The sequence below is a fragment of the Pseudomonas gozinkensis genome, from assembly GCF_014863585.1.
In the GTDB taxonomy this organism is placed as follows: Bacteria; Pseudomonadota; Gammaproteobacteria; order Pseudomonadales; family Pseudomonadaceae; genus Aquipseudomonas; species Aquipseudomonas gozinkensis.
Window position 1 is genome coordinate 4,422,942 of record NZ_CP062253.1, and the last position, 26,416, is coordinate 4,449,357.

At 60.0% G+C, this 26,416-nt stretch carries 26 protein-coding genes; 9 read left to right on the forward strand and 17 right to left on the reverse strand.

Annotated elements, in window-relative coordinates; translation table 11 throughout:
• Positions 1-96: 96 nt before the first annotated feature.
• Positions 97-1,113: a UDP-glucose 4-epimerase GalE gene (gene galE / locus IHQ43_RS19600; RefSeq protein WP_192561786.1), complete on the reverse strand. Its 1,017-nt coding sequence runs from the start codon at positions 1,111-1,113 to the stop codon at positions 97-99.
• A gap of 380 nt (positions 1,114-1,493) precedes the next feature.
• Between galE and galU the strand changes: the two genes are divergently transcribed.
• The gene (gene galU, locus IHQ43_RS19605) at positions 1,494-2,327 is read left to right on the forward strand and encodes a UTP--glucose-1-phosphate uridylyltransferase GalU (RefSeq protein ID WP_192561787.1); all 834 of its coding nucleotides are present in this window, start codon (positions 1,494-1,496) and stop codon (positions 2,325-2,327) included.
• Between the two features lie 47 nt (positions 2,328-2,374).
• A complete protein-coding gene (locus IHQ43_RS19610) occupies positions 2,375-2,782 on the forward strand; it encodes a phosphohexomutase domain-containing protein (protein ID WP_192561788.1) in 408 nt (135 codons plus the stop codon).
• A gap of 3 nt (positions 2,783-2,785) precedes the next feature.
• Here IHQ43_RS19610 and IHQ43_RS19615 read toward each other — a convergent pair whose 3' ends face one another.
• From IHQ43_RS19615 to IHQ43_RS19650, 8 genes are all read right to left on the reverse strand, one after another.
• Entirely contained in the window at positions 2,786-3,934 is a 1,149-nt protein-coding gene (locus IHQ43_RS19615) for an SGNH/GDSL hydrolase family protein (RefSeq protein WP_192561789.1), read from the reverse strand.
• Positions 3,935-4,089: 155 nt separating this feature from the next.
• Positions 4,090-5,130, reverse strand: coding sequence for an acyltransferase family protein (locus tag IHQ43_RS19620; RefSeq protein ID WP_192561790.1), 1,041 nt, complete (start codon positions 5,128-5,130; stop codon positions 4,090-4,092).
• Positions 5,131-5,142: 12 nt separating this feature from the next.
• Positions 5,143-6,246 carry a hypothetical protein gene (locus IHQ43_RS19625; RefSeq protein WP_007951624.1) on the reverse strand — a complete coding sequence of 368 codons (1,104 nt, stop codon included), beginning with the start codon at positions 6,244-6,246 and terminating at the stop codon, positions 5,143-5,145.
• The gene (locus IHQ43_RS19630; protein ID WP_085608227.1) at positions 6,237-7,469 is read right to left on the reverse strand and encodes an MATE family efflux transporter; all 1,233 of its coding nucleotides are present in this window, start codon (positions 7,467-7,469) and stop codon (positions 6,237-6,239) included. Before IHQ43_RS19630 ends, IHQ43_RS19625 begins: the two co-directional genes overlap by 10 nt.
• Positions 7,466-8,578, reverse strand: coding sequence for a polysaccharide pyruvyl transferase family protein (locus IHQ43_RS19635; RefSeq protein WP_192561791.1), 1,113 nt, complete (start codon positions 8,576-8,578; stop codon positions 7,466-7,468). The genes IHQ43_RS19630 and IHQ43_RS19635 overlap by 4 nt, the downstream gene beginning before the upstream one ends.
• Positions 8,579-8,592: 14 nt before the next feature.
• On the reverse strand, positions 8,593-9,669 hold the full coding sequence (locus IHQ43_RS19640) for a glycosyltransferase (protein WP_192561792.1): 1,077 nt from the start codon (positions 9,667-9,669) through the stop codon (positions 8,593-8,595).
• Between the two features lie 41 nt (positions 9,670-9,710).
• Entirely contained in the window at positions 9,711-11,933 is a 2,223-nt protein-coding gene (locus IHQ43_RS19645; protein ID WP_007951619.1) for a polysaccharide biosynthesis tyrosine autokinase, read from the reverse strand.
• Positions 11,934-11,971: 38 nt separating this feature from the next.
• Positions 11,972-12,412 (reverse strand): low molecular weight protein-tyrosine-phosphatase, encoded by a 441-nt coding sequence (locus tag IHQ43_RS19650; RefSeq protein WP_192561793.1) that lies wholly within the window; start codon positions 12,410-12,412, stop codon positions 11,972-11,974.
• 290 nt (positions 12,413-12,702) lie between these two features.
• Here IHQ43_RS19650 and IHQ43_RS19655 point away from each other — a divergent pair, with 290 nt between their 5' ends.
• Both IHQ43_RS19655 and tal read left to right on the forward strand, forming a co-directional pair.
• Complete coding sequence (locus tag IHQ43_RS19655) at positions 12,703-13,647, forward strand: glycosyl hydrolase family 5 (protein WP_192561794.1); 945 nt, start codon at positions 12,703-12,705, stop codon at positions 13,645-13,647.
• 190 nt (positions 13,648-13,837) lie between these two features.
• A complete protein-coding gene (tal, locus tag IHQ43_RS19660; RefSeq protein ID WP_007951616.1) occupies positions 13,838-14,764 on the forward strand; it encodes a transaldolase in 927 nt (308 codons plus the stop codon).
• A gap of 73 nt (positions 14,765-14,837) precedes the next feature.
• On the opposite strand, the gene rssC is transcribed toward tal, so the two are convergent.
• From rssC to IHQ43_RS19675, 3 genes are all read right to left on the reverse strand, one after another.
• Positions 14,838-15,320 (reverse strand): anti-sigma factor antagonist RssC, encoded by a 483-nt coding sequence (gene rssC / locus IHQ43_RS19665; protein ID WP_003226553.1) that lies wholly within the window; start codon positions 15,318-15,320, stop codon positions 14,838-14,840.
• On the reverse strand, positions 15,320-16,501 hold the full coding sequence (rssB, locus tag IHQ43_RS19670) for a two-component system response regulator RssB (RefSeq protein ID WP_041475374.1): 1,182 nt from the start codon (positions 16,499-16,501) through the stop codon (positions 15,320-15,322). Before rssB ends, rssC begins: the two co-directional genes overlap by 1 nt.
• Before the next feature lie 322 nt (positions 16,502-16,823).
• The gene (locus tag IHQ43_RS19675; RefSeq protein ID WP_192561795.1) at positions 16,824-17,513 is read right to left on the reverse strand and encodes an MlaA family lipoprotein; all 690 of its coding nucleotides are present in this window, start codon (positions 17,511-17,513) and stop codon (positions 16,824-16,826) included.
• A gap of 185 nt (positions 17,514-17,698) precedes the next feature.
• Between IHQ43_RS19675 and pcrP the strand changes: the two genes are divergently transcribed.
• The gene (gene pcrP / locus IHQ43_RS19680) at positions 17,699-18,319 is read left to right on the forward strand and encodes an HAD superfamily inactivated hydrolase PcrP (RefSeq protein WP_192561796.1); all 621 of its coding nucleotides are present in this window, start codon (positions 17,699-17,701) and stop codon (positions 18,317-18,319) included.
• Between the two features lie 108 nt (positions 18,320-18,427).
• Positions 18,428-18,691, forward strand: coding sequence for a DUF4404 family protein (locus tag IHQ43_RS19685; protein WP_192561797.1), 264 nt, complete (start codon positions 18,428-18,430; stop codon positions 18,689-18,691).
• Between the two features lie 63 nt (positions 18,692-18,754).
• Here IHQ43_RS19685 and queF read toward each other — a convergent pair whose 3' ends face one another.
• Both queF and copI read right to left on the reverse strand, forming a co-directional pair.
• Positions 18,755-19,585 (reverse strand): NADPH-dependent 7-cyano-7-deazaguanine reductase QueF, encoded by an 831-nt coding sequence (queF, locus tag IHQ43_RS19690; protein WP_192561798.1) that lies wholly within the window; start codon positions 19,583-19,585, stop codon positions 18,755-18,757.
• A gap of 61 nt (positions 19,586-19,646) precedes the next feature.
• Entirely contained in the window at positions 19,647-20,180 is a 534-nt protein-coding gene (copI, locus tag IHQ43_RS19695) for a copper-resistant cuproprotein CopI (protein WP_192561799.1), read from the reverse strand.
• Positions 20,181-20,334: 154 nt separating this feature from the next.
• On the opposite strand from copI, the gene IHQ43_RS19700 reads away from it, so the two are divergent.
• The gene (locus tag IHQ43_RS19700) at positions 20,335-21,015 is read left to right on the forward strand and encodes a heavy metal response regulator transcription factor (RefSeq protein WP_007951608.1); all 681 of its coding nucleotides are present in this window, start codon (positions 20,335-20,337) and stop codon (positions 21,013-21,015) included.
• Positions 21,015-22,352: a heavy metal sensor histidine kinase gene (locus tag IHQ43_RS19705; protein ID WP_192561800.1), complete on the forward strand. Its 1,338-nt coding sequence runs from the start codon at positions 21,015-21,017 to the stop codon at positions 22,350-22,352. Before IHQ43_RS19700 ends, IHQ43_RS19705 begins: the two co-directional genes overlap by 1 nt.
• Positions 22,353-22,476: 124 nt before the next feature.
• On the opposite strand, the gene IHQ43_RS19710 is transcribed toward IHQ43_RS19705, so the two are convergent.
• From IHQ43_RS19710 to IHQ43_RS19720, 3 genes are all read right to left on the reverse strand, one after another.
• Positions 22,477-23,721 carry a lipoprotein-releasing ABC transporter permease subunit gene (locus tag IHQ43_RS19710; RefSeq protein WP_011335181.1) on the reverse strand — a complete coding sequence of 415 codons (1,245 nt, stop codon included), beginning with the start codon at positions 23,719-23,721 and terminating at the stop codon, positions 22,477-22,479.
• A 63-nt stretch (positions 23,722-23,784) separates the two neighbouring features.
• On the reverse strand, positions 23,785-24,468 hold the full coding sequence (lolD, locus tag IHQ43_RS19715) for a lipoprotein-releasing ABC transporter ATP-binding protein LolD (protein ID WP_162831788.1): 684 nt from the start codon (positions 24,466-24,468) through the stop codon (positions 23,785-23,787).
• A gap of 7 nt (positions 24,469-24,475) precedes the next feature.
• Positions 24,476-25,726, reverse strand: a complete 1,251-nt coding sequence (locus tag IHQ43_RS19720) for a lipoprotein-releasing ABC transporter permease subunit (protein WP_192561801.1) — start codon at positions 25,724-25,726, stop codon at positions 24,476-24,478.
• Positions 25,727-25,820: 94 nt separating this feature from the next.
• Between IHQ43_RS19720 and IHQ43_RS19725 the strand changes: the two genes are divergently transcribed.
• Positions 25,821-26,402 carry a PilZ domain-containing protein gene (locus IHQ43_RS19725; RefSeq protein ID WP_192561802.1) on the forward strand — a complete coding sequence of 194 codons (582 nt, stop codon included), beginning with the start codon at positions 25,821-25,823 and terminating at the stop codon, positions 26,400-26,402.
• Positions 26,403-26,416 lie beyond the last annotated feature (14 nt).

The following is a 26,416-nucleotide window of genomic DNA, read 5'->3' on the forward strand; positions in this document are numbered from 1 at the left end:
AGGTTTATATCTACGGACTTGCAAAAGGCATTGCCAGTCTAATTTCCCGACGATATCTAACAACCTGACTGAAACTAACATTGCACTAAAACGCCATCATCCCTGATAACCCCGGGGATGATTCGATTGCCAGCGCCAGGTGTCGGTGACCATGTCCTGCAAGTTGCGCGTGGCTTTCCAGCCAAGTTCCTTCGCCGCCTTGGAGGCGTCGGCCCAGCTCTCGGCAATGTCCCCGGAGCGCCGTGGCATCACCCGGAACGGCACTGGCTGCCCGCAGGCCTGCTCAAAGGCCCGCAGCACCTGCAACACGCTGTAGCCATCGCCGGTGCCGAGGTTCCAGGTATGAATGCCGGTGCGGTCGGCGATCGATTGCAGGGCTTTCAGGTGCCCGTCCGCCAGATCGACCACGTGGATGTAGTCGCGCACGCCAGTACCGTCGACCGTCGGGTAATCGTCGCCGAAGATCGACAATTCCTTCAGGCTGCCGACCGCCACCTGACTGATGTAAGGCACCAGATTGTTCGGGATGCCGTTAGGGTCTTCGCCCATCTGGCCGCTGTGGTGGGCGCCGATCGGGTTGAAGTAGCGCAGCAGCGCAATGCTCCAGCGCGGTTCGGACTGGCACAGGTCGCGCAGTACGTTTTCGACGATCAGCTTGGACTGGCCGTAAGGATTGGTCGGATGGCCGGTCGGGAAATCCTCGCGGATCGGCATCTGCTCAGGCTCGCCATAGACCGTGGCGGACGAGCTGAACACCAGCCGGAACACCCCCGCCGCCGCCATCGCCTGGCACAGCGTGATGCTGCCGCTGACGTTGGTTTCGTAGTATTCGAGCGGCTTGCGCACGCTCTCGCCCACGGCCTTCAGCCCGGCGAAGTGCAGCACGGCATCGATGGCGTGCTGCTGGAAAATCCGGTCCAGCAAGGCCCGGTCACAGACATCCCCGCGAATCATCAGCGCACTTTTGCCGCAAATGGCTTCCACCGCGTGCAAGGCGGCGTCGCTGCTGTTGCAAAGATTATCCAGAACTACAACTTCATAACCTGCTTCAAGTAGTGCAAGTGTGGTGTGCGAGCCGATATAGCCGGCGCCACCCGTTACCAGAATCTTCATAGCGCGGTCCATAAGTGGGAAAAGTGCCAACTCGCGTGTCAAGCGCTGTTTGTTTAATGTGTGTCTTGATTCACACAAACAGCGCGACAACAACCAAAAACAAAAACAGTTCAATCACTGGCTATAAATATTTTTACAAGCCAAACTGTATTGCCTGGTACTTATTAGCACTCCCGCGCATTCATCACTATCAACGGATGCCGACTAAAAATAACCAATAACTGTCAAACCGACATCTCATAACATTGTCGTGTTTTACACTCATTGCTATTTGCCACTCATCTCCCGAGTCAGGTATTAAAGTACAGCTTCAATAACTTGCAACCTTTCGTTATTGCAATAAACGATGGCAGTGCGCCATGAATGACCAGGAAACTTTTATGATCCGTAAATGTTTGTTCCCCGCTGCCGGTTATGGCACGCGTTTCTTGCCGGCCACCAAAGCCATGCCCAAGGAAATGCTGCCGATCGTCAACAAGCCGTTGATCGAATACGCCGTTGAAGAAGCACGGGATGCCGGCCTGCAACACATGGCCATCGTCACCGGACGGGGCAAGCGCGCACTGGAAGACCACTTCGACATCAGCTACGAACTCGAACACCAGATTCGCGGCACCGAGAAAGAAAAATTCCTGGCCGGCACCCGCGAGCTGATCGACACCTGCACCTTCTCCTACACCCGTCAGGTGGAAATGAAAGGCCTGGGCCACGCGATTCTCAGCGGCCGCCCGTTGATCGGTGACGAGCCTTTCGCCGTGGTGCTGGCGGACGACCTGTGCCTGAACCTCGAAGGCGACGGCGTGCTCACGCAGATGATCGAGCTCTACAAGAAATTCCGCTGCTCGATCGTGGCCATCCAGGAAGTCCCGCGCGACCAGACCCACAAGTACGGCGTGATCGCCGGCGAAGCGATATCCGACGGCATCTACCGGGTCAACAACATGGTGGAAAAACCGGCCCCGCAAGACGCACCGTCGAACCTGGCGATCATCGGCCGCTACATCCTCACGCCGGACATCTTCGACCTGATCGCCGACACCGAGCCGGGCAAGGGCGGCGAAATCCAGATCACCGACGCCCTGATGAAACAGGCGCAGAACGGTTGTGTGCTGGCCTACAAATTCAAGGGCCTGCGCTTCGACTGCGGCGACGCCGAGGGTTACCTGCAGGCGACCAACTTCTGCTACGAAAACGTTTACCTGAAGGGCCGCTGAGCGGCCCCCACTGATTCATCGCAGCACGCACATCCAACGAGGCAACCATGAACATTGCACAACATTCCGCAGAGATTGAACGTGAGGTGGACAACCTCGGGGTGATGAGCTGGTTATCCCGCCATCAGCCATTGCCCAGCGCCAATGGCCCGTGGCTGGGCACCCTGCTGCTGGTCGATCGCATCGGCGTGTTTCCCTCCTCCGGGGACATACGCCGACCGATGCGCGATCCCTGGCCCCTGCTCGCCCATCTGAAACGGATCTACGGCGAACAGGCGCTGGAGGTCGAGGACCGCGACGGCCTGAAGATGATTTTCAGCGACTGGCGTTTTCGCGTGCGGATCTGCTGCAACGACCCGGCGATCATCGTCAACGTGGAAACCCGTTGCGTGACGCAGTTGATGCCGCAGAAAACCGCAGAACTGCTGAGCCATCTGGATCTGTTCGACAACTGATGGCTACTTCGAAGTCTCGCCACAGCGGTCCTGTGGCGAGACTTTTTGCTGTCCGCCCACGACCCAACGATAAAAGTAATCGGCAATCACCCGCCCGCCCGTGGCCGGCACCGGATGAATCTTGTCAGGCCCGATCATGGCCGCCGCGTAGCGTTTGACGTCGGTGCCGAACGCGCATTGCAGATTGGCATAACCCAGCTGCTGATCACGGGCCCAGGGCTCGATGACCTGCGCGTAAGCCGACATCGGATAGGCGCTGGAGCGGGTGGTGTCCTGACGCAGGATCAGGTTGATGCTCGCCGCCGGTTGAATCTCGCGGAGCATGCCGACCAGACCCTGAACGTTATGCAGATACTGCTCGGGCTTCACGCCGAAACCCTGATCGTTGCCACCGAGCATGATCAGGTAAATGTCTGCGGGGATCTTCGACACCACGGCTTTCCACTGCGTCTGCCAGCGCGCATCGTCGTGGTAGAAATCAGCGGACGCCGCGCCGGACGCCGCCAGTTTCGACACCCGAACCCCGTCCTGATCGTTGCTCAGCCACAGGCCGAACAGGGTCGGCGCGCCCTTCACCACTTCCAGTCTGAAAGCCCAATCGGTCGCGGCCGACGTGCCGGACAGCGGGACTTCCTGAACCCCGTCGCCTGCAAGTTTCAACGGCTGCCAATCGGCGGAGGGTGACCAGCGATAACGCAGTTCACTGGACTCACCGTTGCCGAGATAGAGCAGTTTCGCCTGAGTGACGGCAGTGTTGATGGCGGGCGTCGGGCTGGCGTCGACTTGCAGCCAGGCGCCGGGCCGGCCGGTCACCGTGCGGCTGTCGGGGCTGGCCTGACCGAGGCCGGAGACCTGCCAGTCGCCGCCGAAGTATTTCTCGCTGCTGCGGGTGTATTTGAAATGCGTACCTCCCAGCGCTGCGCCGTGGTTGAAACCGACATAACCCGGCCCGGCAAACCCGACCTCCCCGGCCACCCGTTGCACCAGTTTGTTCAGGTAGAAATCCTGCCCGGCGCTGTAGCTGTCGCCGATCACCGAGATCGACAACACCTTGCCGGCCTTGCCTTCGCGCCACTGGCCAAACCGCTCGCGAGCGTCGCCGACCTGCACCACCGACGCCGCCACCGGCGGCCCATCATCAACAGCCAACATGCATTGAATCCTTTACTGAGTGATGGCCCCTTCGCGAGCAAGCTCACTCCCACAAAGGCTGTGTGACCTTTGCATACCCTCTGTGGGAGCGAGCTTGCTCGCGAAGCTTTTAGCTATTTTGCAAACACCGCGCATTCTCCAGTGGCTCGCAAAACCTAAGCCTGCGCTACCGGAGCGATGGTCGCCGCCGGCTTCTTTTTCGTCGCGGCACGTTCGCCGAGAAACAGCACGGAGGTGAAGTTGAACCGACTGAAAATCATCGACAACACCACCGGCCCGAGCAAGCCACACGTCACACCGCAGAACACCAGCACGCTTTCGTCTTTCACGCCGAGGCGGCCGAGGATCGAGCGCGACGTGGCGGCGAACAACACGTGAAACAGGAAAATCGCATAGGAATAACCGCCGAGCCAGGTCAGCGCCTTCGAGCGCATGTCACTCGACAACAACGCGATGCAGGACACGCAGCCCACCGTCAGGCCGATCAGGCTACGGCGGTCGACGATCAGTTCGCGGTCCACGGACGCCACGTACAACAGCGTCAGCGAGATCAGCACAAACACCAGCGGGCCGATCACCTTGAACGTCTGCTTCAGTTCGCTGACTTTCTCCTGGCCGATCATGCCCGCCACGAAGAACGGCAGCAGATAAATCGCCCCGTTGATGCCGAATGCGTCCAGCGGAAACGACGGCAACAGGAACACCGCCGCGGCGAATGCGAACAACAGATACAGGCGCGTCGGTGTACGCAGCAGCCCGCGCCATTCCAGCAGACCGACAAACATGAAAATGATGAACACCGCCTGCAGGAACCAGAAGTGGTTGATTGGCACATAAAACGACAACAGCGCGTCCATCACGCTGACGTCCTTGTTCACGCCCGGCCCCACCGCCTGCAACACGGAGAACGGCACCCCGACGCAAAACAGCGGCACGATCAGACGCCGCACCTTGCCGCTGAAGAACGCGGAAAAGTCATTGCCGCGAATCTTGTAGATGGAATAGATATAGCCGGAAATGAAGGTGAACAGCGGCATGCGCACGTACACCATCGAATCGGCGATCACCCGGAACGGCGAGCCGATGTCGATTTTCAAACCACCGCCCAACGGCCCGATCACGTGATAGAGCACCAGCAACAGGCACGCCAGGCCACGCAGGGTTTCGATCTCCAGGGACTTTTTCTTGCTCGACATAAAGCACCCGCCTCAATTCAGAATTCTTGATTCGACCTTCACCGGTTTGTTCGCCCGCAGCATCAACCCCAGGCCCACGAACAGCACCGGCACCACCATCGAAAAGTGCCGGGCGAAGGAACCGAAGTCCGGTTCGAACAAGCCTTGAACCAGCAGGAACGCCAGCGGAATCGCGATCAGTTCCTTGGGTTTGGTCTGGATCGGTGCACCCTTGTAATCAGTCGAGGTGATGACTTTGAACAGCAGCAATGCGGTCATGATCATCAACGCCACGAAGATCACCTGACCCGGGCCGGACAGCAGGATCAGTTCAACGGGGAACGACAACCGGAAGAAAATGATCATCGAGTCCAGGGCCTGCGAGACGAAGTCGCTGCCGCTGAGCCACGAGACGATCAATGATTTGGAACCCTCCTCGCCCGCCGTACGCAGTTCGTTGTTGCTCGCGCGAATCGACGACACCGGAAAGCCCAGCGCCAGCTGGATCGCCATCGCAACCGCGAGATAGAACAGGAACAGCATCAGGAAGAAGGTCGTACGCGAGACGTACTTTTTCATCACGCAGACGCCGACCCAGGACAGCGAAAACAGGATCCAGTAAGGCCGGATCAGCACGCCGTAGATCACCGCCGAGAGGAAAAATCCGCCGCGATATTTGCGTGTCAGCGAGCTGAACAGAATGCTCAGCACCGCCACCGACACAATGATTTCCTTGGTCAGGTTTTCCAGAAAAAACGAACGCACGATGCCCCACAGGCACAGGGTTCCGAAGATGGTCAGCGGCATGCGCCGGAACACCACCACGGGAATCGCCGTGAGGAAAAAGTTGCAGAACATCCCGTAGGCCCAGGCGTTGGTCAGGTTGATCCCGGTGGGCCGCAGCAGGAACGCCGAACACTCGTAGGACGAGCGATCCGGCGAAAACGGGTTCCAGAAATTGCAGTTGTCGGCCCGGGCGTAGGACGACCACAGGGTCATCGCATCCGGGCCGGGATCGCGGGGAATCAGCAGCGGCATGGCCACCGACAGAAACAGGCCGGTGAACAGAATCAGGAACGACAGCGAGGAATCGAGTCGGCGGCCGCGAAACTCGATGCACGGCAGTTTCAGGCCCATGACACGACAGCCTTTTTCGCGCGCGTGGCGCGAGTCAGCAGCGCAATCACCCCGAGTTGAACGATGATCGCGAAGACGTTGCCCCAGGCCGCGCCGTAGATCGAATAATGCTTGATCAGCAGGTAACTCACCGGCACTGAAACCAACAGACAAATGGCCGCGCTGGCGAGGGACACCCGACTGTTTTTCGAAGCGATCAACCCGCCCCAGACAATGTCACCAATGGCACGCAGGGCGAAGGAGAAAATCAGTACACCAAGAATGCCGTTGTCCGGACGCGGAACGCTGGTGGCGACGTAGTCGAGCACCACGTTGAAGAACAGATAAATCCCCACCGCGACCGCCGCCGACACCACCAGCGACCGCGCGACCCATTTGTTCACGAACAACTGCCTGACCGTGAACGGTTGCTGATCGGCCTGATAACGCTTGGCGAGCAGCGGAATGCCGACCACCGCCACCACCGCGTAGGACAGCGCCTGCAAGGTGTTGGCCGCCGACCACGCGTACACGTATTTACCGAGGCTGGCGTAAGGTTCAAGGTCGATGATCAGAAAGCGCTCGGCATACTGACTCAGGGCGATCAGGCCAGTGCCGAGGTAAAACGGCAACCCGGCTTTCCAAACCGCCGCCGTCGCCAACGTTCCCTCTTCCCGCCCGCGATGGACGTTCACCACAATCAGGTAACCGGCGACGATCACCAGCACGTTGGCGATAACCCACAGCCACAGCACGCTGGCGATTGCGGACACCCAGCCGAGCGCCATCCCGCCCACGGCCAGCAGCGCCCAGAGCCCGGTCTTGATGAAGAACAGCAACGCGCCCGCCGTGGCTTTCTGCGCGGAAAACACGAACGAGTTGATCTCGAACGACAGGTGCTCGGTGAGCAGTACCAGCGTCACGCAAGCGATCAGCGCGGTGGTCGCTTCCACCGACTGGAACAGCGAATAAATCACCACCGTCAGCACCGACAACGCCAGCCCCACGGCCAGGTACAGCAGCAGCACCTTGTCCACGACCCGGCGCGAACTGCCGCCCACGCTGATCAGCCGGTTGATCTCGGAACTGAAACCGACGCTGTAGAACTTCGACGCGATCAACGACGCCGCGACCACCACGCCGTAAAAACCCAGCGCCTCGTAACCGAGGTAATGGGTGATGGCGAGCACCAGCAAGAACTTCGCGCCCAGTGCCCCGCCCCGCAGCAACAGCCGGAATATCATCGAATGACGCCCTTGATGATGTCGTCCATGGCCACGGTTTTCGCCTCGATCTCGCGGCAGGTATCGGTCAGGCGCTTGCCGAAATTCGACAGCGCGTCAGGGGCGTAAACCGTGTCGATGATGGTGTCGACATTGATGTCGCCGCCGTTGATGACCCAGTCCTCGACGCCCATGTCCTGATAGGCACCGAAGCCTTTGCGTTCGTAGCTGATGTGATACGCCGGCACACCCGAGAGCAGCGATTCGATCGCGCCGTGCAGGCGCACGGAAATCACCAGGTCCGGTTGGTATTTGGCCAGCGTCGCCTTCAGCGGCAGCAGGTCTTCGGTGATGCCCAGTTCGCGATAAAACGCGCCGTCATCGTTACCACGCACGGCGCTCTGTACGGCGCAGACCACTTTGCTTTTGTTCTTCAGGCGCTGCAGCAGCACCTTCAGGTTGGCCACGTAGGCCAGCTTCTTTTCCTTGCTCCACGCCGGCGGTTTGCGCAGCACCACACACACCGTGGCAGGGGTCGAGGCGCAGCGAGTGAACTTGGGTTGCTGAAGGATCTTGCCGGCCAAGGCCTGTACCGCGAGGTCCGGCGCGCGGTAGACATTTTCGCAAGCATCGAACAGCGCCGAGGAGCGGTTATCGCGCACGAACACCGCATCGGCGCTGGCGTAGTGGCCGACGATCTTGTCGCTGTCGCCGTGGAACGGCCCGATGCTTTGCGGCAGGTACACCGACGGCACTTTGCTGAGGATCGCGGTCTCCAGCTGCTTGGCGTGGCCGAGTTTCAGCTTGATGTGCTCGAAGGCACTTTTCGAGCGCATGTAGCCGCCGCCGACGCCGACGATCAGATCGGTTTTCTTCAACAGATCCGCCAGCCCAGCGTAGGACTGATTGAGGAACACCGCTTCTTTGACCCGGCCCAGGCCCTTGGCGGCCATGACCGGCGCGTCAAAGCGTGGGTGCGGCAGGTATTTGAAAGAGTCCGGATCGGAAGCCACGACGCTGATCGAGGTGTCTTCGCCAAAGTTGCGCTGCACCAGCGCAATGGCCAGATCGACCAGCAGACCATCGCCGGAATTGGAGGCACTGTAGCCATGCAAAATCGTTACGTTCATGAGCGGACTTCTACTTAATAAGAGGGAGCGGAATACACGTCGTAGGTCTGGCGGATCATCAACGCGGCGCTGAAACGCTCGCGGACGATGCGCCGACCTTCGATGCCGAGGGCCGACAACGCAGGCTTCTGGATTTTCTTCAGGCGCTCGGCCAGCGCCTGGTGGTCACCGGCGGGGAACACGTAACCGGACACACCATGGGTGACCAGTTCGGGCAACGACGTACAGTCGCTGGCGATCACCGGCAAGCCCAGCGCCATGCCTTCCAGCGGCACCATGGCAAAGCCTTCCCAGCGACTCGGGACGATCAGCGCATCGGCTTTCTGATACAGCGCGTGCACTTCGGTTGGCGTCACCCAAGGCAGGTATTCCACCCCATCCAGCGGCGGACATTCGACGACATCCTCGTTCACCGCACTGCCGACCACCGTCAGTTTCAGGTCGCTGCGCTGTGCTTCGCTGTAGGCCTTGAGCAACACGTCGAAGCCTTTCTGGTAGTCGAGGCGGCCGACAAACAGCAGATGAATCGGTGCCGGATCGTTGGCCTTGCGTTCGTCATTCTTGTGATCAATGCCGTTGTAGATCAGCGTCATGCGCTTGCGCTCGATGCCAAACTTCGCGGCCTTGTCCAGCTCGAACTGGCTGACGCAGATGATCGTGTCCGTGACCTTCTGCAGCACCCGCTCAATCCCCGCATAGATTTTCTGCTTGATCGGCGAGCTTTCCATCAGGAACGAAAACGCATGGGGGCAGTAGACGATTTTCGGCTTGCGCCACGGTCGCAACAGCACGCACACACAACGGCCGATCACCCCGGAAAAGGTGCTGTGCAAATGCACCACGTCGGGTTTTTCCTTGAGCAGGACCCGCGCCAGTTGCCAGGCAAAACGCAACAGCGACGGCACATTCCGCCCGCTGCGGGCGAAGGTGCGGATCTGCTGTGCATCGATGCCGTGCAGTTCTTTCTTCTGGTCGAGCGGGACCAGATACACCAGCTCATAGCGCCCGTCTTCCGGCGCCGCCGAAATCGTGCGGATGACCGTCGCCACCCCACCTTTGATCGTTTCCGCCACGTGCAGTATTTTTTTCACAACCCACCCACTTTCATGCCTGTAAGGACCGTCGCTGAGATTCAGGACTGGTCGGACGCGTATTCGTAGTTGTAATAGCTGCCGTTGCCGTAATAGCTGGCCGCACGCTTCTCGACGCCGTTGAACACCGCGCCCTTCAACTCGATACCGTTCTGGGCGAAACGACGGATCGTCATTTCGATTTCCTTGGCCGGGTTCACCCCGAACCGCGCAACGATCAGGCTGATGCCGGCTTCACGGCCGACAATCGCCGCATCCGTCACGGCCAGCAGCGGTGGCGTGTCGATGATCACCACGTCATAGCGCTCGCTGAGCTGCGCCAGCAGTTCGCGGAAATTGGCGTGCATCAACAGCTCGGAAGGGTTCGGTGGAACCTGGCCACGGCTGATGAAATGCAGGTTGTCGACTTCGACTTTGTTGATCGCCTGATCGAGGGTGCAGCGCTTGACCAGCAGATCCGACAAACCGTTGGTGATCGGCGTGTTCAGGGTCTTGTGCAGGTGCCCTTTGCGCATGTCGGCGTCGATCAGCACCACGCGCTGCCCGCTCTGCGCCATGACCGCCGCGAGGTTGGAAGAGACGAAGGTCTTGCCGACCTGCGGGCTCGGGCCGGAAATCATGATGCGGTTGTTGGTCGAATCCAGCGCCGCGAAGTGCAGGCAGGTGCGCAGGCTGCGGATCGATTCGATGGACAGGTCCGTCGGGTTGCGCAGGGCCAGGAGGTACGCCGGCGTGTCCGCCGCGACTTTGGCCCGGACTTTTTTGCTGTCCTCTTCCTGTTGCAGGGCGCTGTAGGGGATCGACGCGTAGACCGGCAAGCCGAGCTGCTCAATGGCTTCCGGCCCTTCCAGGCCTTTGCTCAAGGATTTGCGCAACAGCACCAGCGCCACGCCGACGAAGGCGCCGAGGAAAGTGGCGATCAGCACGATCAGGGCTTTTTTCGGTTTGACCGGGCTGGTCAGGTCGACGTCCGCCGTATCCACCAGACGCACGTTACCCACGGCACCGGCGCGGATGATGTCCAGCTCCTGGGATTTGTTCAGCAACTGGGTGTAGATCTGCGAGGCGACTTCGACATCGCGGGTCAGGTTGAGCAGTTCCTGCTGCGTGGCCGGCAGGTCCTGAACCTTGCCTTCCAGCGAACGCTGTTGCTGGGTCAGTTCACCGATCTGGGTCATCAGCGCGCGGTAGGCCGGGTGCTGTTTGGTGAACTTGCGGTCCATCTCCGCCTGTTGCAGCTTCAGCTCGGAAATCCGCGTTTCGAGCGCCACGGACTGGCCGAGCACCGATTGGGTTTCCAGCGAGATATTCACGGTCTTGCCGTGGGTCTGGTAGGCGTTGAGCGCATCGCTGGCCTTGGCCAGATCGCGCTTGACCTGCGGCAACTGACTTTGCAGGAAGGCCAGGCTCTGCGCCGCCTCGGCGGAGGTGCGGCGTACGTTCTGATCCACGTACAGCGAGGCAATCTTGTTGAGGATCTTCACCGCTTCGGCGGCGTCGCTGCTGGCCAGGGCCAGACGGATGATCCCCGATTCCTTGCCTTGCTCGGAGATGTCCAGAGCGTCCTGATACCCCTGAATGGTCACGATTCGTGGGTAGCGCACCACTTCGAAACGGGTACCGGGGTTGGCCAACAGTTGCGCGACCTGCCCTTCTACGCCGTCCTGCGCGAAGGCTTCGCCCGCCACGCCGTCGACCAGCAGGTTGTCGTTGTCATCCAACAGCTGGAAGCGATGTTGTTCGCCGGCGATCAAGGTGAGCTTCTTGCCCAGCAGTTCCTTGGGCAGATTGAGTTTTGCAAACTCCAGGCGTTCACCGCCCCAGGCGTAGCTGCTCAGGCCGAAACGCGGCGGTGCGACGCTGAGTTCGGTCTCACCGCGATAGCGCCGGGAAAGAAAGCCGCCGATCAGCGGAAAGGTGTTGGGGGTGACGTCGATATCCAGCCGCAGGTCGTCGACCGTCTTGCCGATCACTGCGCGGGATTTGATGATGCCGATTTCGGTCACCGACGGCGATTGCCCGCCGAGCATGCTGTTGAGGTCGGAAAAACCGAGCATGTCGTTCTTTTTCGGTTCGACCTGCACCAGCGCGTTGGCCAGATACACCGGCGTGGCCAGAATCGCATAGGCGACACCGGTCATCATGAACGCGCCGGTGAAGGCGCCGATCAACCATTTCTGATCGATCAGGCTGCCGAAGATGCCGAGAAGATCAATACTGTCTTGATCGTTGTCGCGGGTGCCGATTACTGACGGTAACTGCATAAGTCTTTCTTACCATTCACTGAACTGAAGAATATTCATCAACGCGCCAGGCGTTGCGCCCATGAGCTAACAGCATCTTCAATCAATGCATGGGCATGAATAAAAGCGGCTTGCCCCTGACGATACGGGTCCTGTATTTCTCGTTCGCTCTGCCACTTGCCCAGCAGAAACACTTTGCCCCTGGCGTGAGAGGCAATCTTCAGTACTTGATTAACATGTTGTTTTTCCATGACCAGAATCAGGTCTGATTCATTGACGATGTCCGCTGTCAGTTGCCGAGCCTTGAACCCTTCGGCACTGTGTCCGTGGTCTTCCAGCACCTGGCGCGCATTCGATTCCATGCCTTCGCCGACCCGTGCAGACAGGCCTGCGGAGGTCACGTTGATCGCCGAGGGTGTCAATGCATTGCGCAACAGAAGTTCCGCTGTCGGACTTCGGCAGATATTGCCTACGCAAACGACAAGAATCTTTTTGAACAAGGTTTACTTTCCCGTGTAATGTCAAACGGCCAACATGCCTGGCAAATTCGAATGAACCCGCAAGACCTTCCCTCACTCGGAAATAGATTCACCCTTAATACCGATGCATTAAGTACCACGGCCTCTAAAAGTCCCCCAACCAGAATTACCGGACTAAAAATAACTGTGATTTTCGGGCGAAAGTTTTCCGACAAAAAATAACATTTGTGCACTTCGCGCCCACTTCGCCATCGAAATACAGGCAACGAGATAACTATTGGCTAGATGTCATTCTCATCAGGAGAGCCGACATGAAATCAGCACATCTCAAACATCTTGGTGCCGCCGCCCTGTTGATGCTCAGTGCAACCGCACAGGTTCACGCCAGCGCGCTGTTCCCGTCGCTACCCGCCAGAACCATCGGCGTTCAGGTCAAGATCCAGAACTTCACCCCGGCCGATGCCGAGCAGATCAAAGCGGCCGGGTTCAGTTTTGTACGCTTCGGCGTGTGGAGCGACAGCCTCGGCGCCAAGGCCTACCAGAAACAGATCAGCGATGCGTTTGCGGCGGCGCGATCGGCCGGGCTCCCGGTCTTGATGACTGTGCGCGCCACCAAACCGTTGACCGGTGACCTGGCGAGCGCCGGTGAAGCCTTCGCCAACGCGGTGACCGGGCTTGAGCAAGCCTGGAGCGCGCAATTGGTGGGAATCGAAATCTGGAACGAACCGGACCTCGACACCTACTGGCCCACCGGAGACTTCAAAAACACCTTCGTGCCGTTCATGACGGCCATGTGCAAGACGCTGCAGGGCAAGCCGCAATCGACGCCTCTGGTGGGATTCGGTTTCGCCCGCCCGCCGACGGCCGGCTCTGCCTCGACCGTGGCACTCAACAGCATTCTTGGCACCTATCCCGAGTGTCTGGATGCCATTTCCTATCACCCTTACGGCATGACCGCGACGCAGATCGGTAACGCGCAGTCCTTCATCCAGCAAAATTTCCATTTGCCGGGCGTCATCAGTGAATGGGGCATCTCGGCGCTCGCTTCCAACGGCGGGCCGGACGGGCAAGCGAGTAAAATCGGCGCGTTCATCGCCGATGTTAAAAAACTCAACATCCCGCTGACGTCGATTTACGAATGGAAGAACAGCGAGTCGGGCAGTAACGACCGGGAGAAGAATTTCGGCCTGCTGACCTCCGACGGCCGGGCGAAACCGGCGCAAACGGCGGCCTCGACCCAGCTCAACGCCGAATAGGCACTGCGCAACGGGTCGGTTGCTTTGAACCTGTGGTCCTTTTTGGCATCGTATTGATCGATAACGCGCCCCGCCTTTCAAACAGTCGTTTTCAGGTTGTTGCCTGCGGGGCGCTCGATACGCCGACATGCCCTTGAGTGGCTGTCGGCGCTCGGGTAATGTCACCAGACCCATAGGACAGAGCACGCTCATGACTTCCAAGCTGGAACAACTCAAACAGTTCACCACCGTCGTGGCCGACACCGGCGACTTCGAAGCGATTGCCCGGGTCAAACCGGTCGACGCCACCACCAACCCTTCCCTGCTGCTCAAGGCCGCGGCGATTCCGGCCTACGCCGAACTGCTGAACGCCAGCGTGCGCGACTGCAAGGGCGATGTCGGCCTGGCCAGCGACCGTTTCGGCGTCGCGGTCGGTCAGGAAATCCTCAAGGTCATTCCGGGCCGCATTTCCACCGAAGTGGATGCGCGCCTGTCGTTCGACAAGGACGCGATGCTCAAGCGTGCGCACCGTCTGATCGAGCTGTACGACAAGGCCGGCGTTGGCCGTGACCGCGTGCTGATCAAGATCGCCTCGACCTGGGAAGGCATCCGCGCCGCCGAGATCCTCGAGAAGGAAGGCATCCAGACCAACCTGACCCTGCTGTTCTCCTTCGCTCAGGCCGCTGCCTGCGCCGATGCCGGCGTGTTCCTGATCTCCCCGTTCGTGGGCCGCATCTACGACTGGTACAAGAAGGCCAACGGCAACGACTACACCGGTGCCGACGATCCGGGCGTGCAGTCGGTGACGCGCATCTACAACTACTACAAGGCCAATGACTACAAGACCGTGGTCATGGGCGCGAGCTTCCGCAACCTCAACCAGATCGAGCAACTGGCCGGCTGCGATCGCCTGACCATCAGCCCGGACCTGATCGAGAAGCTGGCAGCCGACACCGGCAAGCTGGAACGCAAACTCGCTCCGGGCCATGCCGGCGAAGCGCGCCTGAGCCTCAACGAAGCGCAATTCCGCTGGTTGTCCAACGAAGACGCGATGGCCACCGAGAAACTGGCCGAAGGCATCCGTCAGTTTGCCCGCGACCAGGAAAAACTCGAGGCGCTGCTGCAAGCCAAGCTGTAATCGGCCGAGCGCAAACGCAAAAAGGGCGAACCCTCACAGGTTCGCCCTTTTTTGTGCCTCGCGTTCTGGCTGATCAGTGCCGTTCGAGGGCATTCACCAGGTCATGGAAAGCTTCGCGGTTGGAGTCGTTCAGGCCCATGAGGATCTTGTGCGCTTCGAGCACCTTGATCCGCACCACCTCTTCCGACTGATCCTGATCCGGCAGGTCATCGAGGCATTCCGGGCACGGCACGGGATGGTTGACGATATTGAACACCTGCTCGAAACCCATCGACTGCAGCAGACGGGTGATGTCCTCGTGGGTGGTGACCACGGTCGGCAGCAGGCCGACCTTCTGCCGCGACAGGATCGACAGTTTGGCCAGCAGGCCCAACGTGGTGCTGTCGATGCTGCGGGTTTCGGTCAAATCGATCACGATCGCGTTGAAATTCAGCGCGGTGAAGATTTTTTCAATAGTCGCATCCAACGCCGAACACAGGGTCAGGCGAACTTCACCGACGAACTTGAGGACGAAGGTGCCATCCTGCTCGGCGAACTGGATTCTACCGGTACTCATCAAAGATTCCTGCTCAACACCAACAGGGCGATATCATCCGGCATCTCCCCTAGCGTGGCCAATCCAAAAACCTGCCGCAGACCATCCAGGCTGCCGCCCGCCGACTTCACCTTTTGCGGTAAAGCGGCTTCTTTCTCTTTGAGTGTGGGCTCTGGCAAAAGATCCAGAATGCCATCAGACATCAGCGTCAGGCTGAACGTCGGTGGCAGCTCGAGCACGTGGTCTTCGTAGGTGGCTTCGTTGAAAAGCCCCACGGGCAGACCGCGCCCCTCGAGGTAGCGAACACTGTCAGGCGTGTACAACACAGGCAACGGCAGATGGCCGCCGATGCTATAGGTCAACAAACCGGTCTCCTCGTCGATGACTCCACCGACCATTGTGACGTGTTTACCCAGCTTACAACTGATCAGCCCCCGGTTGATATGACCGAGGACTTCCGAAGGCTTGAATTCCGGCAGCGTGCCGTTGCGCTTGGATTCGAACAGCAAGCGCGTGGTCATGAACTTCAGCAGCACGGTGACGAACGCCGAAGAGGCGCCATGACCCGAAACATCCGCCAGGTAGAACGCCACCCGGCGCTCGTCGACCCGGAAGTAGTCGACAAAATCACCCGACAGGTACAACGACGGGATGATCTGGTGCGCGAACCTGAATTCGTCGATGGCCCACGGACTTTCCGGCAGCATGTTCATCTGCACCTGGCGACCGGCGTTCTGGTCTTCCTGGAGCAGGTTCAGGCTGGCTTCGAGTTCGCGGTTGGCCTTTTCCAGCTTCTCGCGGTAGCGCTGGTTTTCCAGCAGCAGGCGCGCACGATCCAGGGCCCGGCGCACAGAGTGCTCGAGCACGGCCAGATCTTCGAGAGGCTTGATCAGGTAATCCGCCGCGCCCAGGCGCAGGGCCTCGACCGCGTCGTTCATCACGCCGGCGCCCGAGACCACGATCACCGGTGTCTGCGGTGACCGCTCAGTGACCTGACGGATGAGTTCGAGACCGCCCATCTGCGGCATGCGCAGATCGCAGATGACCAAGTCGGGCGTGTCTTGCTCGAATACCTGAAGACCCTGCTGGCCGTTACTGGCCTGCAAGACGCTGAAACCACTGTCTTCCAAATAGGCCGCGAGGCTCGCGCGCACTACTTCGTCATCATCGATTATCAGCAGCGTGGCACTGGTTTTTGGCATGTGGGCAAACGGCGCCAGAATTAGGTTGGCGTAGCAGGCGGGGCAACGGCCCGGCGCAGACTACTGGATTCGCTTTCTAGCCTCTCTGCTGCACCGCTTCGGAGCGTTCGCTCCGCACACGGTTGCACCAGAGGTGCCCTTCTAAGGCGCAGACGGTACTCCCATCCTTCGAGCGTTTCAAGCATGCGCCGATGGTCGCTTGGAGACTTTGTTTGTCAAATCACTCGCAGTTATAAGAACGGCTTCAACCGTAACCCAATCATTGGACGCGCCCACAAAAAAGGCGACCTCGCGGTCGCCCTTTTCTGCCGATCAATCGAGATCAGAAATCGTCTTCAACCTGCCCGTCCTTGACCTTGAACTCGCGGTTCTGCAGGTAGGCGTTGCGGATGAAGGTGTACTTGTCGCCGCTGATCAGCTTCTCGCTCGACAGCAGGCTGGCGCGGGTGTCGACGATGTTCAGGCCGAAAATCGAGTTACGTACCGGCACATCGTTGATGTAGCGATACGGGCCGGTGTAGCTGTCGACGTATTTGGACGGCGCATCGCGCAGAGTGCTCGGGCCCATCAGCGGCAGCATTACGTAAGGACCGCTGCCGACGCCCCAGTAGCCGAGGGTCTGGCCGAAGTCTTCGTCGCTGCGGTTCAGGCCCATCTTGGTGCCGACGTCGAAGAAACCGAGCAGGCCGAACGTTGTGTTGAAGATCAGGCGCGCGGTGTCCACGCCAGCGGCGGCCGGTTTGGCCTGAAGAATGTTGTTCGCCAGGTTGGTGACATCACCGACGTTGCGGAACATGTTGTGGATGCCGTCTTCCAGGAATTGCGGAGTAACAAATTCGTAGCCCTGCGCCAGCGGCTTCAGCGCATAGGTGTCGACGAAATCGTTGAACTCGAAGATCGGACGGTTGACGCTTTCCCAAGGGTCTTCTTCCGTTGCGGCCTGAGCGGCGAACGGCACCAGCATTACGCTGGCACATACACAAAGCTGAGCAAGAGGATGGCTCCAGCGCATAGAAAACTCCTTGGATAGTACGGACGCAGCACCTGGGCCGCGGCGATTAGTGCGTCAGTATAAGACGGAAACGGCGCTTTAGGCAGTTCCCCAGTGAAACCCTCTGTAGGACGCTTCGTCATTCGCCTGTCATGCAACTGTCACCGATGTTGCCTAGCCTGATCGCTATTTCAGGGACGTTTTCCATGCCTCAAGCCGAAGCCATGCCCCTCGCGGCACCGACGCTGACCGCCGTGCTGTTCGGACTCAGCGGCTGTCTGGTGGACTTCGGCGCCCGCGCCCGTCATCACACCAGCGTCGGCCCTGAACACGCCGATGTCACACCCGGCGCCCTCGACAGCCTGCACAGCTTACAACGCCAGCAAATTCCCTGCGCCTGGCTGGATGAGCTGTCTGCGAACTTCACTCAAGTGCTGTCATCGGCACTGCCTGACTGGATCAAACCGCCGCAACATTCGGCAACAATCAATCCTTGGCCCGCGCCCAATGCCTGCTGGCAAGCGTTGATGGGACTGAATGTCGAGCGCCTCGACGGTTGCGTGCTGGTCAGTGGTGAACCGCGCCTGCTGCAATCAGGCCTGAATGCCGGGTTGTGGACCATTGGCCTGGCGTCCTGCGGCTCACTGTGCGGCCTGGCGCCGAGCGAATGGCAAGCCCTGAGTCAGAAAGAACGCGAACAACTACGCGGCAAGGCGACGGTGCAGCTGTTCGGCCTCGGCGTGCACTCGGTGATCGATCATCTGGGCGAACTCGACACCTGTCTGGCAGACATCAGCCTGCGCCGTCTCAAAGGCGAAAAGCCCTGACCGGGATCATGCAGGTTGGCCAAGAGTGGATTAATCTAAAGGTCAGTCATAGACCTTTGGCGCGCGGCTGCGGTCAATGCCAGTGCCTATTGATAAAAGGAAACCATCATGCCCGCCCAAGAACTGCAAAAACAGCTCGATACCCTGCGCGAGCAGCTGGAACAGAATCCACCGCTGTCGCAAGTTGAACGCGAAGATCTACACGCGCTGATGGCGCAGATTGAATCCGAAATAAAACTCGAGACTGCGACTCAAGACTCCAGCATCGCCGATGGCGTGAATCTGGCAGTTGACCGCTTCGAACTCGAACACCCCGCCATCGCCGGCACGTTGCGCAACATCATGAATTCCCTGGTCAGCATGGGCATCTGAAACCCGCGAATGCAAAAAAGCCCTGCCATCACTGGCAGGGCTTTTTCATGTCCGCGATACGGGTTACTGACGAACCAGACGATGGTTCGGCAGTTGCACGCTTTCAGTGCTGCGATACGGGTTGATGTCCAGCCCGCCCCGGCGCACATAACGCGCGAACACCGTGAGTTTTTCCGGTTTCAGCAGGCGCTGCAGGTCGAGGAAGATCCGCTCCACGCACTGCTCGTGGAAGTCCGAGTGCTGACGGAAGCTGACGATGTATTCCAGCAGACTGGCGTGATCCAGCGCCGCGCCACGGTATTCCACCACCACGCTGCCCCAGTCGGGCTGACTGGTCACCGGGCAGTTGGATTTGAGCAGATGACTGTGCACGCTCTCCTCCACCACGCGCGAATCGTCGCAGCGCAGCAGTTCAGGACGCGGGTGTTCGTAGTTGCTGACGCTGATGTCCAGATCGTCGATGCACACACCCGGCAGCGCGACAACGCCTTCAGCTTCGACGTCTTTCAGGCTGCGGACACGCACGCCTACCGGTTTACCGGCAGCAGCGGACAAATCCTTGACCAGCGTCGCTTCGAGACTTGCGATATCGGCAAACGGCGTCTGATTCAGCGAGTTCAGGTACAGCTTGAACGACTTGGATTCGATGATGTTCGGCGAATCTGCCGGAATGCTGAATTCACCGATCGCCACCACCGGTTTGCCCGACGGCAGCAGCCACGACAGCTCGAAGCAGTTCCAGAAATCCACGCCGTTATACGGCAGGGTCTCGGCGGTCAGGCCCAGTTCGGCCCATTTCGCGGTGCGCGGGATCGGGAACAGCAGGGACGGCGTGTACGTGGCGATGTATTCGCTGGATTTGCCCAGCGGCGAATGTTCGGCTGCGGGATGCATGGCGGAAACCTGACTGAAGAATCAGCGGATTCTACCAGCCTTTGCTCCCGCCTTTGAGTGCTTACTGACTGACAGTCAGTTTGCCGACCATTCCGGCCTGGTAATGCCCGGGAATGTTGCAGGCAAATTCCAGGTTCACGGCTTTGCTGAAGGTCCAGGTCAGCTCGGCGGTCTTGCCCGGTTCCACCAGCACACTGTTGGGGTCGTCGTGCTTCATGCCATGCCCCATCGAGCCGTGATCCATGCCTGCCATGTCGTGGGACATTTCCTTCATGCCGGTCGGCGTGAGCATGCCGCTTTGCTGCATCTGCAACATTTCCTGCTGGTGTTTTGCATGCATCGCCGCGTCGCCGAGGTTGAATTCGTGCAGCAACTGGCCTCTATTCACCAGCACAAAACGAACGGTCTCACCGGCCTTGATCTCGATCGCCTTCGGATCGAAGCTCATGTCGCCCATCACCACTTCAATGCTGCGAGTGGCCTTGGCCGCCGGGGCCGGCTGGCCGAAGTCATAGGTGTGCGCCGGCGATGCCCACAGCGGCGAACTCAGCGCCAGCAGACACGCAGCAAGGGCCAGACGGTTACGCAAAAACATAGTCGTACTCCAACAAATCAAGGTTCAGCCTGTGGGAAACTCTAGCCCGCCTGCGCTGGCAGCGACCTGACAGGCAGATTACAACTTTGTCAGGTTGGCGCTCACCGCGTTCGCCCACGGTATAACGTCCTCGTTCCCGATACCCGAGTCGCCCATGAAACTGCTGATCGTCGAAGACCAACCCAAAACCGGCCAATACCTGCGCCAGGGCCTGACCGAGGCCGGTTTCAACACCGAACTGGTGGCCGACGGCACCACCGGTCAGCAATTGGCGTTGAGCGGCGACTATGCGCTGCTGATCCTCGACGTGATGCTGCCCGGTCGCAATGGCTGGCAGATTCTGCAAGCGGTACGCAGCGCCGGCCTGGAAACGCCGATCCTGTTTTTGACCGCCAAAGACACCGTGGAAGATCGGGTGCATGGCCTTGAACTGGGCGCCGACGATTATCTGGTCAAACCGTTCGCCTTTTCCGAATTGCTGGCGCGGGTGCGCAGCCTGTTGCGCCGCGGCAGTTCCACGCCCCAGGAAACCAGCCTGCGCCTGGCCGATCTGAGTCTGGACCTGATTCGCCGCCGGGTCGAACGCAGCGGCCAACGCATCGACCTCACCGCCAAGGAGTTCGCCCTGTTGGAAATGCTCCTGCGCCGCCAGGGCGAAGTGTTGCCCAAATCGCTGATCGCCTCGCAGGTCTGGGACATGAACTTCGACAGCGACACCAACGTGATCGAAGTGGCGATTCGTCGACTGCGCCTGAAGATCGATGACGACTTCCCCCACAAGCTGATTCACACCGTGCGCGGCATGGGCTACGTCCTTGAAGAGCGTGCCGACTGATGCGCAGACTGTCCTTGAGCGGTCGGCTGGCGCTGTTGTTTGCTGGCTGCACCGCAGTGGTTTCGCTGGTCGCCGGGGTTGTCTTCAATCAGGCCAGCGAAGGCCACTTCATCGAACTCGACCAGCAACTGCTCGAAGGAAAACTGCTCAGCGTGCGTCAGACGCTGCTGAGTGGTAGCGACGCCGCGCACATCACCGATGAGTTGAGCCAACAGGATGATGTCTCACTGCGCATCAGTAGCCCTGAGGGCCAGCGTTGGTTCGGTCGCTCGTTGCATACCCCGGCGAATCTGCCGCAGCAGCCAGGCCTGGCCACCATCAACGACAACGGCACGGACTATCGCCTGCTCAACGCCGCGCTTGAACCGGAAAAACCTGATTCCCCGCAATTGACCTTGCTGCTGGACATCACCCACCACCAGCACTTTCTGCAACGCATGCAGCATCTGATCTGGCTGACCGTCGGCCTTTCGGCACTTGCCACAGCGCTGCTCGGCGCCTGGGCTGCCCGCAGCGGTCTTCGCCCGCTACGACGAATGAGTGCCGTGGCCCGTGGGATTTCGGCGCAATCGCTGAATGCCCGATTGCCGGAAGCCCGAATGCCCGCAGAACTCGCGGAATTGGCCCACAGCTTCAACGCCATGCTCGGACGCCTCGATGACTCTTTTCAGCGGCTTTCAGCGTTCTCCGCCGACATCGCCCATGAACTGCGTACCCCTCTGTCGAACCTGTTGACTCACACTCAGGTCACCCTGACCCGCCCTCGCCCTCTCGAAGACTATCGTGAAGCGCTGCACAGCAACCTCGAAGAGCTGCAATGGATGGCACAACTGGTCAACGACATGCTTTATCTGGCCAAGGCTGACCACGGTTTGCTGGTGCCCAAGCGTGAACCGCTGGAGCTGGCGGAAGAAGCCGATGCGTTGCTGGAGTTTTTTGCGCCGCTGGCCGAAGACGCTCAGGTCAGCCTGAGCCGTGAGGGTGCGGGGCGGTTCGAGGGTGATCGCGCGATGTTGCGCCGGGCGTTGTCGAATCTGCTGGATAACGCGTTGCGCTTTACCCCGGCCGCCGGCGAAGTGCACGTGCGGGTGGCCGAGCAGGCGAAATCCTTGAGCGTGACCGTGGAGAACAGTGGCGAGGGGATTTCTGCGGAGTTGCTGCCGCGCTTGTTCGACCGCTTCTACCGGGCGGACCCTGCGCGCCAGGAAGGCAGCAGCGAGCATGCGGGGTTGGGGCTGGCGATTACTCAGTCGATCATACGGGCCCATGGCGGGCAGATTCATTGCGAATCGGCTCAGGGCTGGACGCGGTTTGTGATGGAGCTGCCCAAAGATTGAGGCCAGCAGTGCCGGCCCTTTCGCGAGCAAGCTCGCTCCCACAAGTACCGAGTCTCACCACACAACCGTGTGGCGCCCCATAACAATGTGGGAGCGAGCTTGCTCGCGAAGGCGGTTTTGAAGCTTACGAATAGCGCAACGCGTGCGCCGGTTCGATCTTCGCCGCCCGCCACGCCGGGTAAACCGTGGCCAGGAAGCTGAGGATGAAGCCTGCCGAGCAGATCAGCAGCACGTCACCACCCTGCAACTCCGATGGCAGGTTGCTGACGAAATACACGTCCGAACTGAAGATGTGCTGCCCGGTCACTCGCTCGACCCAGCCCACCATCTCACTGACGTTCAGCGCGGCAATCACGCCCAGCACGCCACCAATGATGGTGCCGACGATCCCGATCACGGTGCCCTGCACCATGAAGATCGCCATGATCTGCCGTGGCGTGGCGCCGATGGTGCGCAGGATCGCAATATCCGCGCCCTTGTCGTTCACCACCATGATCAGGGTCGCGATGATATTGAACGCCGCCACCGCGACGATCATCAGCAGCAACAGGCCGATCATGGTTTTTTCCATTTTCATCGCGCTGAACAGGCTGCCCTGGGTGTGGGTCCAGTCGTCAGCCTTGAAATCGGCGCCGAGGCCGCTGGCGATGTCCGACGAAACCTTCGGCGCGGCGTACAGATCCTTCACCGCCAGACGCACGCTCTGCACCTGATTTGGCTCCCAGTGCTGCATGGTCGCGGCGTCGGAGACGTGGATCAGGCCCATGGAACCGTCGAGTTCGGCACCCACCTTGAACACGCCAACCACGTTCAGGCGCTGCATGCGCGGGGTGATGCCGCCCGGTGCGGTGCTGACTTCCGGCACGATCAGGGTGATCTTGTCGCCGACATTGAGGCGGAAACGCCGGGCGGTGATTTCACCCAGCACTACGCCGAACTCACCCGGTTTCAAGGCATCGAGACGGCCCTGAACAATGTGCTGGGCAACGATCGACACCTTGCCTTCCTGGGCCGGATCGACGCCGCTGATCTGGATCGGCTGCATCATGCCCTTGTAGGACAGCATGCCTTCCATCTCGGTGAATGGCACGGCGGCCGTCACTTCCGGGTTCTTCATCGCGGCTGCGGCCACTGGCTGCCAGTCATCGATCGGCTTGACGCCAACGATGGTCGCGTGGGGCACCATGCCGAGGATGCGCGAGCTCATTTCGCGCTGGAAGCCGTTCATCACCGACAGCACCACGATCATCGCCAGCACGCCGAGGGCGAGGCCGATCATCGAGGTCATCGAAATGAACGAAACAAAGCGATTGCGGCGCTTGGCGCGGGTATAGCGCGTGCCGATAAAGATCGATAACGGTCTGAACATTCGCTGGGGCACCGTATAAAAATAAAAGACCCGATGCCTTTTCAGGCATCGGGTTTCACGCCGTCAGATGGGGGTCAGGCAACCTTCCTGCAATTGCAGGACGCGGTCCATCTGGCGAGCCAGGTTCATGTCGTGAGTCACCACCAGAAACGCCGTGCGCATCGAAGTGCTGAGTTCCAGCATCAGGTCCTGAATGCCTTCGGCGGTGTGGGAGTCGAGGTTGCCGGTCGGCTCGTCGAGCATCACCAGCCCTGGGTTGTTCACCAGCGCCCGGGCGATGGCCACGCGTTGACGTTCGCCACCGGACAGCTCTGCCGGCTTGTGTTCCAGGCGATGGCCCAGACCGACCCGCTCCAGCAACGCCGTGGCACGCTGACGCGCTTCCGGGATCGCGGTCTTGCCGATCAGCAGCGGCATGCAGACGTTTTCCAGCGCGGTGAATTCCGGCAGCAGGTGGTGGAACTGGTACACGAACCCGAGGGCACGGTTACGCAGCAGGCCACGCTTCTTCTCGCTCAGCGCCGACAGCTCTTCACCGTCGAGCCAGACACCGCCCTTGGTCGGCGTGTCGAGACCGCCCAGCAGATTGAGCAAGGTACTTTTGCCCGAACCGGACTTGCCGACGATCGCCACCCGCTCACCTGGATGCAGTTCCAGTTGCAGGTTGGCCAGCACTTCCACCGACTCCGGGCCTTCCTCGTAGGATTTGCCCAGGTTGCGGCAGCTCAAGATTGCTTTTTCACTCATGCCCGACTCACTCATAACGTAGCGCCTCCGCCGGCTGGGTGCGCGCGGCACGCCAGGCTGGATACAGGGTGGCGAGGAAACTCAGGACCAACGCAGCGGCGCAGACCATGATCACGTCCTGGCTCTGCACCTGCGACGGCAGGTAATCGATGAAATACACGTCGGCGTTAAGGAATTTGTGCCCGATCACGCCTTCGAGGGCCGAAATCGCGGCGCTGACGTTGAGCGCGGCGAAGATCCCGACCACGGCGCCGATGGCCGTGCCGACCACACCGATCACCGTACCTTGCACCATGAACGTGCGCATGATCGTGCCCGGCGTGGCGCCCAGTGTGCGCAGAATGGCGATGTCGCCCTTCTTGTCGTTCACCACCATCACCAGTGTGGAAATGATGTTGAAAGCAGCAACAGCGACGATCAGCAGCAACAGCAGACCAATCATGGCTTTTTCCATGCGGATCGCCTGATACAGGTTGCCGTGGGTGCGGGTCCAGTCGCGGGCGTAGTAATGGTCTTCGCCAAGCCGTTGAGCGATGTTCCACGCCTCGCGCGGCGCCTGGAACAGATCGTCGAACTTCAGGCGCAGGCCCTGCACCTGATCAGGCTTCCAGCGGTGCATCTTCGCCAGATCCTGCAGGTTGGTCACGCCCAGGTAACCGTCCAGTTCACCGGCGCCGACATGGAAGATGCCGACCACGGTGAAGCGTTTCATGCGCGGGAACATCCCTGCCGGGGTCACACTGACCTCCGGGGCGACGAAGGTGACCTTGTCACCGATGCCCACGCCGAGCTTGGTCGCGGCCTTGTCGCCGATCACGATGCCGAAGCTGCCCGGCGTCAGGTCGTCAAGTTTGCCCTGTTTCATGAAGTTGTCGATGATCGAGACGTTGCGCTCCAGCGCCGGGTCGATGGCATTGAGCAACACCTTGGACACCTGACCGTTATTGGTCAGCAACCCCTGCATCTGGGTGAACGGCGCAACGGCCGCCACCTGCGGGTTCTGCTTGACCTTGGCGGCCAGGCTCGGCCAGTCGTTGATGGCTTCACCGGACTCGATGGTCGCGTGGGGCACCATGCCCAGCACGCGGGTGCGCATCTCATGATCGAAGCCGTTCATCACCGACAGCACCACGATCATCACGACCACGCCAAGGGCGAGCCCGATCATCGAAGTCAGGGAAATGAATGACACAAAATGATTGCGGCGCTTTGCACGGGTATAACGCGTGCCGATAAATACGAAGAGAGGTCTGAACATGTCGGGGCTTGTTCGGAGGGAAAAGGAACGTCCTTGTGGCGGGGGTCGATAACCAGCTTTACACTCAGACCACCGCCGCTACCATGGGTTCGCCATGTCGACATTAGATGAAGAAGATCGCCGCGAATACTACCGTATCGAGGACATGATCGCACTGGAAATTCGGCCCCTGTCCGCTCCCGAAGCCGCAGGCCAGGAAGTGTTGCAGGATGCTTCTCCACTGTTCAACCTGCTCAGCGAATTGCACCTGAGCGAATTCGAGTCGCAGCACCTGCTGCGCCAGATCAGCGAACGCGACCGCGCCATCGCCGCGTTCCTGAAATCCCAGAACAAACGCATCGACCTGCTCAGCCAGGTGGTCGCCCTGACCGTACTCGGCCACATCGGCGAGCCGCAGTCAGTGATCCTCTCCGAGGGCGGCATCGACTTTCAGCACCCGACCCCGATCGCCACCGGCGCCCACCTGTCGGTGAAACTGGTGCTGATGCCCCAGGCGCTTGGCCTGTTGCTGCGCGCCCGCGTGACTCATTGCGACCGCAAGGGCGACGGCTACGACGTCGGCACCGAGTTCGAACACCTGACCGACGCCCAGCGCCAGCTGCTCGCCCGCTATATCTTGCAAAAACAGGCCCAGGAACGACGTCTGGCCCGCGAACAGAACGAATCAGGCCTCTAAATCATTAAGGAAGA

What these genes read in the sequence shown, in the direction of transcription:
- galE (WP_192561786.1), bottom strand. Translation starts at nt 1,113, where the DNA reads ATGAAGATTCTGGTAACGGGTGGCGCCGGCTATATCGGCTCGCACACC.
- galU (WP_192561787.1), top strand. Translation starts at nt 1,494, where the DNA reads ATGATCCGTAAATGTTTGTTCCCCGCTGCCGGTTATGGCACGCGTTTC.
- IHQ43_RS19610 (WP_192561788.1), top strand. Translation starts at nt 2,375, where the DNA reads ATGAACATTGCACAACATTCCGCAGAGATTGAACGTGAGGTGGACAAC.
- IHQ43_RS19615 (WP_192561789.1), bottom strand. Translation starts at nt 3,934, where the DNA reads ATGTTGGCTGTTGATGATGGGCCGCCGGTGGCGGCGTCGGTGGTGCAG.
- IHQ43_RS19620 (WP_192561790.1), bottom strand. Translation starts at nt 5,130, where the DNA reads ATGTCGAGCAAGAAAAAGTCCCTGGAGATCGAAACCCTGCGTGGCCTG.
- IHQ43_RS19625 (WP_007951624.1), bottom strand. Translation starts at nt 6,246, where the DNA reads ATGGGCCTGAAACTGCCGTGCATCGAGTTTCGCGGCCGCCGACTCGAT.
- IHQ43_RS19630 (WP_085608227.1), bottom strand. Translation starts at nt 7,469, where the DNA reads ATGATATTCCGGCTGTTGCTGCGGGGCGGGGCACTGGGCGCGAAGTTC.
- IHQ43_RS19635 (WP_192561791.1), bottom strand. Translation starts at nt 8,578, where the DNA reads ATGAACGTAACGATTTTGCATGGCTACAGTGCCTCCAATTCCGGCGAT.
- IHQ43_RS19645 (WP_007951619.1), bottom strand. Translation starts at nt 11,933, where the DNA reads ATGCAGTTACCGTCAGTAATCGGCACCCGCGACAACGATCAAGACAGT.
- IHQ43_RS19655 (WP_192561794.1), top strand. Translation starts at nt 12,703, where the DNA reads ATGAAATCAGCACATCTCAAACATCTTGGTGCCGCCGCCCTGTTGATG.
- tal (WP_007951616.1), top strand. Translation starts at nt 13,838, where the DNA reads ATGACTTCCAAGCTGGAACAACTCAAACAGTTCACCACCGTCGTGGCC.
- rssC (WP_003226553.1), bottom strand. Translation starts at nt 15,320, where the DNA reads ATGAGTACCGGTAGAATCCAGTTCGCCGAGCAGGATGGCACCTTCGTC.
- rssB (WP_041475374.1), bottom strand. Translation starts at nt 16,501, where the DNA reads ATGCCAAAAACCAGTGCCACGCTGCTGATAATCGATGATGACGAAGTA.
- IHQ43_RS19675 (WP_192561795.1), bottom strand. Translation starts at nt 17,513, where the DNA reads ATGCGCTGGAGCCATCCTCTTGCTCAGCTTTGTGTATGTGCCAGCGTA.
- pcrP (WP_192561796.1), top strand. Translation starts at nt 17,699, where the DNA reads ATGCCTCAAGCCGAAGCCATGCCCCTCGCGGCACCGACGCTGACCGCC.
- IHQ43_RS19685 (WP_192561797.1), top strand. Translation starts at nt 18,428, where the DNA reads ATGCCCGCCCAAGAACTGCAAAAACAGCTCGATACCCTGCGCGAGCAG.
- queF (WP_192561798.1), bottom strand. Translation starts at nt 19,585, where the DNA reads ATGCATCCCGCAGCCGAACATTCGCCGCTGGGCAAATCCAGCGAATAC.
- copI (WP_192561799.1), bottom strand. Translation starts at nt 20,180, where the DNA reads ATGTTTTTGCGTAACCGTCTGGCCCTTGCTGCGTGTCTGCTGGCGCTG.
- IHQ43_RS19700 (WP_007951608.1), top strand. Translation starts at nt 20,335, where the DNA reads ATGAAACTGCTGATCGTCGAAGACCAACCCAAAACCGGCCAATACCTG.
- IHQ43_RS19705 (WP_192561800.1), top strand. Translation starts at nt 21,015, where the DNA reads ATGCGCAGACTGTCCTTGAGCGGTCGGCTGGCGCTGTTGTTTGCTGGC.
- IHQ43_RS19710 (WP_011335181.1), bottom strand. Translation starts at nt 23,721, where the DNA reads ATGTTCAGACCGTTATCGATCTTTATCGGCACGCGCTATACCCGCGCC.
- lolD (WP_162831788.1), bottom strand. Translation starts at nt 24,468, where the DNA reads ATGAGTGAAAAAGCAATCTTGAGCTGCCGCAACCTGGGCAAATCCTAC.
- IHQ43_RS19720 (WP_192561801.1), bottom strand. Translation starts at nt 25,726, where the DNA reads ATGTTCAGACCTCTCTTCGTATTTATCGGCACGCGTTATACCCGTGCA.
- IHQ43_RS19725 (WP_192561802.1), top strand. Translation starts at nt 25,821, where the DNA reads ATGTCGACATTAGATGAAGAAGATCGCCGCGAATACTACCGTATCGAG.